The following is a 7,013-nucleotide window of genomic DNA, read 5'->3' as shown; positions in this document are numbered from 1 at the left end:
CCGGCTGCTTCTTGCCGCCCCCGGCGCCGCTGTCCGGTGCGCCGCCGCCGGGTGCGCCACCCGGTGCGCCGCTGTCGGGACCCGCGCCATCGGGTCCGTCGGGCACGAGGTCACCCACGCCGTCGGCGGTGAAACCGGTGTTCTCCGCGGCGAGTCCGTCGGCGGGTTTGCCGGTGTAGGGCAGCAGCAGCGATTCGGTCGTATTCGTCTCCACCAGTACGTCTTCGGCCAGACCGCAGGGCTTGCCGGTCAGGGCGCGCAGGTTGGACAGCGCCACCGAATAACCGGGGTACTGCGCGTAGGCGGCGTGCGCCATGGACGCCACCTCGAACAGCACCACGGCCGCCGCGGCGATGGTCAGCGGGCGAACGGCCATCCGGTCGGCACGGCCGGGGTCGGTCGCGGGTCGGTAGGGCTCGCGGTAGTACCGCCACCCGGCGATCGCCAGCGTCAGCACCGCCGCGGTGAGGAACAGGGTGGACACCGCCACCCCGCCCAGCTCCGGGGCCCGATTCGACCACGGCACACCGTAACCGGAGACGTACCACCAGCCGTTGGAACCGGTGGTGGTCACGGCCAGCAGGAACAGCACCCCCGCGGCGAACAGGGTCCGCTTGTAGGCCGCTCGAATCACGGTGCCGCCCACCGCGACCGTGGTCACCGCCGCCAACGCCGCGGCCAGGCCCGCGTACACCCCGAGGTGATGGGTCCACTTGGTCGGGGTGAACATCATGAGCAGCAGCGACATGAACACGATGCCCAGCACCCGGACCACCGGGCCGCGCGCGGTGTCGGGGATCCGCCCGCCGCGAGCGCGCAGCACCAGCACGCACACCACCAGGCAGCCCAGCATGGCCAGAATGCCGAAACGGCGCGCCAGCGAGCCGTCCGGGTTCAGCGACAGCAGCGTCTCCCAGCGCGAGAACTCCTCGTACCAGGACTTGTCGGGACCGATGAGCTGCCGCACGCGGGTGGCCTCGAGCACCGTGGCCAGGGTCTGATCGGCGAAGACCACCACCAGCACGAGGGTCCCGGCGGCGGTGATCGGCGCGAGCAGCGCGCCCAGGGCCAGTGGCCGCCCGGCGGGGGCGGTCACGGCGCGGACCCGGGTGACGATCGTGTGCAGAACCGGTCGCGAACCCGCGATCAGCGCTGCGAGACAGATCAATCCGCTCGGCCCGGCCGCCAGCGCGAACGCCGCGATCAGGACCGCGACGGCCGCCGGGAGCAGGCGGCGGGTGGCGATGGCGCGTTCCATCGAACACCAGGTGAGCAGGGCGGCGAGGGCGATCAGGGGTTCGGGGCGCAGGCCGTTGTTGAACGGCAGCCACACCGCCAGGAACACCAGTCCGGCCGTCCAGCGCGCGGCCGCACCGGTGCGCACCCGGGAACCCAGGCGCGGCAGCACTTCCCGGCTGATGACCCACCAGCACAGCAGGCCGGCCAGCAGGGCGGGCAGACGCAGGAAGACGCTCGCATCACTGATGCGGGTCAGATAGGCCAGCACCTCGTACGGCCAGCCGAAGGGAGCTTCGGCGACGCCGAACCAGCGGTAGTAGTTGGCCGTGTACCCGGCGTGCTCGGACACCCGGGCCATGGTCAGGATGTAGCCGTCATCGGAGGTGTTGGCCCCGATCACATGCCACAGCGCCAACGTGGCGCCGACCACGCCGTCGGCGGGGGTGACCCGCCACCAGCGCGCGGGCAGGAAGCGCCGCGCGCGCCTGCCGTCGGCGGAATCGATGCGGTGCAGGCAGATCAGGGCGATCAGCGTGCACAGCAGCGCCCCGATCATGGCGGCGAGTTTGAGGCCGCCGGGAGCCGAGGAGAAGCGGGAATCGATGTCCGCGTGCAGTTTCGCGTCGCCGAGGGCGGCGCGTTCGAGGTCGGTGTAGACGCCGACGAGCTGCGGGCGGATGTCACCGTCGATGGTCTTCGTGAACGGGGAACCGTCGGCGCGGGTCACGCCCGTCACCTCGACCGTGGTTGCCGTGGAGGTCGAGCGCAGGATCAACGCGGCGCACTTCGGCGCAGGCGCGGGTTCCGGATTCGCGGCGGGCGCAACGGCATTGGCGGGCGGCTTGGCTCCGATCGGAGGGGTCGTGCCCGGCGGTGGTGTGGTGCCGGGTGGCGGGGTGCTCCCCGGAGGCGGGGTCGTGCCCGGCGGCGGAGTGCTTCCCGGCGGCGGTGTGCTGCCGGGCGGCGGCCCGCCGATCGGCGGCGGTCCACCGGGTCCGCTCGGTCCACTCGGTCCGCCCGTCGGCGGATTCCCGGGCGGCATACCGCCTTCGGGCCCGTTGCCGTTCGGCCCGCGCAGTCCCTCGGGCCCGGCCGGCTCTTTCGCGGTGACCGCTTTCGCGGCCTCGGCGCCGAGGATCTCCGACAGCGGCGCGCTCAGCAGTGGCACTCCCCGCACCACCACCGACAGCGTTCGCTCCGACTCCGGCTTCGCCTCGGATGCCGACTCCGTCTTCGCACCGGACGTCGTCTCGATCCGGGCGATCAGGCCCTGCTCGGCAGCGCCCGGCGCTTTCGCCGGTACCGTGGACAGCACCGTTCCGGTGGCCAGATCACGCAGGGCCGTACACGGCACGCTCGCGTTCAGCGACAGCGGAACATAATCCACCAGCGGCGCGGTCAGCTGGACCGACTGCGCCTGTGGCCATTCCACACTCGTTCGATCCTGCCGAACCGGCAGCAGCGGTGTCAGCACCGCCAGTAGAACTCCTAGAACCCCCGACACAAGGGCGATCAGTTGTACCCGGAGCAATCCGGGAGAATCTGCACGCACGAATGCCGATGCTAACCATAGGACCTGGGAAACACCCCGTGGGTTTTCGGCGGCCCTGGTCAGGGAATCGGGGCGTGATCGAGCGCGCGGACGGTCCGCGAAATCGGCGATGCGATGCGCGGGCCCGGCCGGGAGGTGCGGCGACCCGCCGCGGCCGGCCCAGCGAATCGCCGAGCCGAACGCGACGGGCAGCGCGCGGGACGGCCGTGCCCCGTGCCTCCGGTCACTCGATGGTGAAACCGAACGTGGGCGCGGAGCCCTCGCCCTTGTTCGCGTCGTAGGTCACCACATAGGCGCCCTTGGCCGGGCTCGGCACCACGAAGACGACGTAATTCTTCGCGTTGTCGATGGTTTCGTTGCGATTGAGCAGTTCATTGATCGGGCCGCGAATATCGGCGGGCAGGGATTGCCCGTCCGGCGTCTTGATCGTGAAGTAGTCGTAGTAGACATTCGTGCCGCCGTCGGGAATTCCGGATCCGCCGCGCAGCGTGATGCGCAGCGCGAGATCCATTTTCCCGTTCTCGTTCTTGGTGTAACTGGGCGCGAGGGTGCCGCCGGTGACCTGGACCGTGGTCTGATCCTGGGTCAGGCTTCCCGAGACGTTCAGCGTCTTGGGCTCGACGCTGACCACCTTGCCCTTGGCCGCGAGCGGAATGATGGTCTGGTTGTCCGCGGCCTGGCCGTAGACCAGGGTCAGGGTGTCGATGAGATGCTCCGGGTCCGAGAGCTTCTGGATGGAGGTCGTGGCGCTGCCGGTCGCCGTGCCCTTGCCCGGCACCGTCGGATTGTCGAAGCCCGCGCCGCCGTCGATCTCGCTGCCGAATTGCAGCGACGGGTAGACGCTCAGGGTCTTGCTGTCGGTCGTGGTGTTCTTGTAGGTGATGTCGATGCGGATCTTCGCGCCGCCGTACTCGTCCGGCACCACCGTCGCCTTGTCCACGGTGATGTCGAAGCCCTCGTACCAGCCGGTCTTGCCGATGCTGCGCACGGTGGCCTGGCCCTGTCCACCGCCGCCGGACGAACTCGGCTGTCCCGGTTGCCCGGTGCCCATCGGCGCCGCGTTCTCCGAGGCGCCGGGTCCGCCGGCGGTGTCCTTGTCGGTGCACGCCGTGCCGAGCACGGCCGTCGCCCCGATGAGCAGGGCCGTCGCGATGACGGTGCCCCCGCGATGTCTGCGCCCGGCGCTTCCCGCCCGGGTCCGGTTGATCGATCGCACGCTGCCTCCCATAGATTCGTGATCCAGTGCGCGCCGCTGCCCCTGACGAGCGAGTGTTTCGCAATGAGATCCCCTGGTGCCGCGTCGTCGTTAACGCGGTGTCGCCCCGGCACTCCCATCAATTGATCGTGGTCGGGTGAATGTGGTCGTCGTAGGGCAGCGGGCCGTCCACGAACGAGCGCACCCACAATCCGTTGACGGTGATGTCGCCGCCGTGATTGCCCAGGAAGGCGATATCGGCGGCGTCGCGGCCGGTGGCGATGCGCACGAGACTCGAGCGCGGCGCCAGCCGGGTGGGATCGAAGACCTGCCAGTCACCGTCCACGTAGGCCTCGGCGACCGAGTGGAAGTCCATGGGCATGCAGCCCGGCGGATAGACCGAGGCGACGCGGGCGGGCACGCCCACCGCGCGCAACAGCGCGACCATCAGGTGGGAGAAGTCCCGGCACACGCCGTTGCTGGTCAGCAGGGTGTCCACCGCGCTGTCGCTGGGGGCGCTGCTGCCCGGCAGATAGCCGATGCGGTCGGCGACCCATGCCGCCACCCGGCCGGGCGTCTCCGGATCGTCTATGCCGCAGCCGAATTCGGAGGCGGCGAAGCCGAGCATCTTGTCCGACTCCACGAATCGGCTGGGCCGCAGGTACAGTGCCAGGTCGTAGTCCGAGGGGGGTTCGGGGCGCGCCGCGCCGAGGACCCGTGCGCTGTATTCGGTGCGGAGATTGCCCGCGCCGCAGCGCAATACATGAATCCGGGAGCCGTGCGGACCGCTCACTTCCTTGGCCGTCCGGCGCACGCCACCGAGCTCGAAGCTCAGTGATTCGATCACCTCGACGCCGGGCTGGTGGGCCACCGCGATCTGGAATTCGAGCAGGGATTCGGCATGGACTTCGACGTCGAGAAGAACCGAGACGTCACGCTTCACGCTCCGATTCTCGCAGGCGAAGCCATGCCCCCGTGGGGTACCGGCACGATCCCGCTAAGCTTTGTTGCTCATGGCCCTAAGCGCGACATTGCACAACTTCTCCGTTCAGCTCGCGGACATCGATCGCGGTGTCTACGAGGACCTGGAGTTGCGGTTGGCGCGGCACCCCTCCGAGAACGACGAATTCATGCTGACCCGGCTGCTCGCCTACTGCCTCGAGTACGAGGAGGGCATCGCCTTCAGCGACGGCGGGGTCTCGGCGACCAAGGAACCCGCCGTGCTGGTCCGGGATCTGACCGGCCGGGTGACCGCGTGGATCGAGATCGGCTCGCCCGACGCGGACCGGGTGCACCGGGGCAGCAAGCTCGCCGACCGGACCGCGGTCTACACCCACCACGATCCGGCCAAGGTGCTGGCGCAGCTCAGCGGCAAGAAGATTCACCGGGCGCGGGACATCACGCTGGTCAACTTCGAACCGGACTTCATCGAGAAGGCGGTCGAGGCGATCCAGCGGCGCAACGCGGTATCGATCTCGATCACCGAGGGCGATCTGTACCTCGACCTCAACGGCTCGAGCTTCAAGACCGTCATCGAGAAGCGGACGCTGAGCTAGCGCCCGCGGTCAGGACCCCGGGCGGATGATCATCAGGACGACCACGATCGTCCACAGCAGGTTGTAGATTCCGGCCAGCATGCCCAGGGTGCGCAGGCGCTTGCCGTCGTCGGGGTCGCGCAGGGCCTCCTTCTGCATCGGGTGGATCTGCACGGCGAGCAGTACGCCCGCCAGGACGGTGATGACCATGGCCGCGGTGATCCATATTTCGCCCATGCGGCCCTGGACCGAGGCCAGGATCATGCCGATGACGGGGACCGCGATCCCGGCCACGGCGTATTTGCCGGTGATGCGGTGCAGCAGCCGGGCGACCGCGACATTGCGCTCCGAGGGCTCGTCATTCGGGCCGGGCGCACCCGCGGTGACGAGGGCGTAGCGGGGGAAAAGACTGGTCGCGACGGCCGAACCGCCGATGAAGACGATGCTCGCCACCACGTGCACCGAAAGCAGAAAATGCTGCAAGGTCAACTCCAGTATCCTTCAGGTGCATTGAAGCTTAGCCGCAAGCTTCAATAAGGTTGAAGGATATGGCGTATTTCACTCGACGGCGCGGTATGCCCTGGTCAGGACGCCGTCCAACCGGCGAAGGCGGCCAGTAGCGCCGCGCCGACCTGTCGCAGGATGGGATCGGAGTCCGGACCGAACAGCCGCTCGTCCACCTCGGTCACCGCGTTGCGGGCCGCGCCGAGCAGGGCCGTGCCCGCCTCGGTCAGTTCGATGGTCGAGGCCGAACCCGCCCGGGCGTTCCGGTCCCGTACCAGCCCCGCCGCGACCAGACTCTTCACCGCGGTGTGCACGCTCTGCACGCTGGTGCCGGACATCCGAGCCAGGTCGCTGAACGACGCCCCGGGGACGCCGGAGATGTGACCCAGCAGCCCGAGCCGGCTCACCGTCAGTTCGAGCGGCGCGAGTGCGGCGGCGAGTTCGGTCTCGACCCTGCGCGCCAGGGTCAGCACCAGAATCGACGCACTCGACACCGGCGGGCGCTGTGCCGAATCCTCGGAGGTCATCCGGCCATCTTCGCGCACCGCCGGGCACGTGGGCGAACCGCACGTGGCGCATCGGGACAACTCGACCTGTGCGCCGCCGGGTGGCCTGGGCGGTGTTACCCCGGCGTGGCCGGGCAGCCGGGGTTGGCGGAGGGCGGGGCCGCCCGGGCCGCAGCGGCCGGCAGCCGGATAGCCGGAGTGGTTGGGCGGCCTGGCAATTCACCATGCCGCTGCCGGAAACACGGATCGGGCCCGGCAATTGCCGAGCCCGATCCGTTGTCATTCGTGCCGCGCGCGTGAATTCACGCGCGCCGCTCAGTAATTGCGCGTGCCGCGACGCTGCTGCTCGCCGGTGGCGGCCGACTGCGGGCGCGAGGCCCGGCGGCGGGGAGCACCCGCGTGCGCGCGTGCGCCGTCGGTGCTGCGGGTCGCGGTGCCCGCGGCCGAGCGCTCGTCGGAGCGAGTCGCACCGGTGGCGCGAC

General features: G+C 69.8%; 6 protein-coding genes. 1 reads left to right on the top strand and 5 read right to left on the bottom strand.

The window, feature by feature from the left end; genetic code table 11:
• The 3 genes from ABZ319_RS39490 to ABZ319_RS39480 form a co-directional block, all read right to left on the bottom strand.
• Positions 1 to 2,671: arabinosyltransferase domain-containing protein (locus ABZ319_RS39490; protein WP_354991716.1), on the bottom strand; the 2,671-nt coding region annotated here is incomplete at its 3' end.
• Between the two features lie 343 nt (positions 2,672 to 3,014).
• Positions 3,015 to 4,007, bottom strand: coding sequence for a hypothetical protein (locus ABZ319_RS39485; RefSeq protein WP_354991715.1), 993 nt, complete (start codon positions 4,005 to 4,007; stop codon positions 3,015 to 3,017).
• Positions 4,008 to 4,125: 118 nt separating this feature from the next.
• Positions 4,126 to 4,929 (bottom strand): transglutaminase-like domain-containing protein, encoded by an 804-nt coding sequence (locus ABZ319_RS39480; RefSeq protein WP_354991714.1) that lies wholly within the window; start codon positions 4,927 to 4,929, stop codon positions 4,126 to 4,128.
• 70 nt (positions 4,930 to 4,999) lie between these two features.
• Between ABZ319_RS39480 and ABZ319_RS39475 the strand changes: the two genes are divergently transcribed.
• Complete coding sequence (locus tag ABZ319_RS39475) at positions 5,000 to 5,542, top strand: YaeQ family protein (protein ID WP_354991713.1); 543 nt, start codon at positions 5,000 to 5,002, stop codon at positions 5,540 to 5,542.
• A 9-nt stretch (positions 5,543 to 5,551) separates the two neighbouring features.
• Here the strand turns inward: ABZ319_RS39475 and ABZ319_RS39470 are convergent, their stop codons facing one another.
• A complete protein-coding gene (locus ABZ319_RS39470) occupies positions 5,552 to 6,010 on the bottom strand; it encodes a hypothetical protein (protein ID WP_354991712.1) in 459 nt (152 codons plus the stop codon).
• A gap of 95 nt (positions 6,011 to 6,105) precedes the next feature.
• Positions 6,106 to 6,552 (bottom strand): MarR family winged helix-turn-helix transcriptional regulator, encoded by a 447-nt coding sequence (locus ABZ319_RS39465; protein WP_354991711.1) that lies wholly within the window; start codon positions 6,550 to 6,552, stop codon positions 6,106 to 6,108.
• Positions 6,553 to 7,013: the final 461 nt, after the last annotated feature.

The organism is Nocardia sp. NPDC005978 (assembly GCF_040614455.1).
In the GTDB taxonomy this organism is placed as follows: Bacteria; Actinomycetota; Actinomycetes; order Mycobacteriales; family Mycobacteriaceae; genus Nocardia.
Note: the sequence above shows the minus strand (reverse complement) of the source record. Positions and strands in the feature narration are given on the sequence as shown.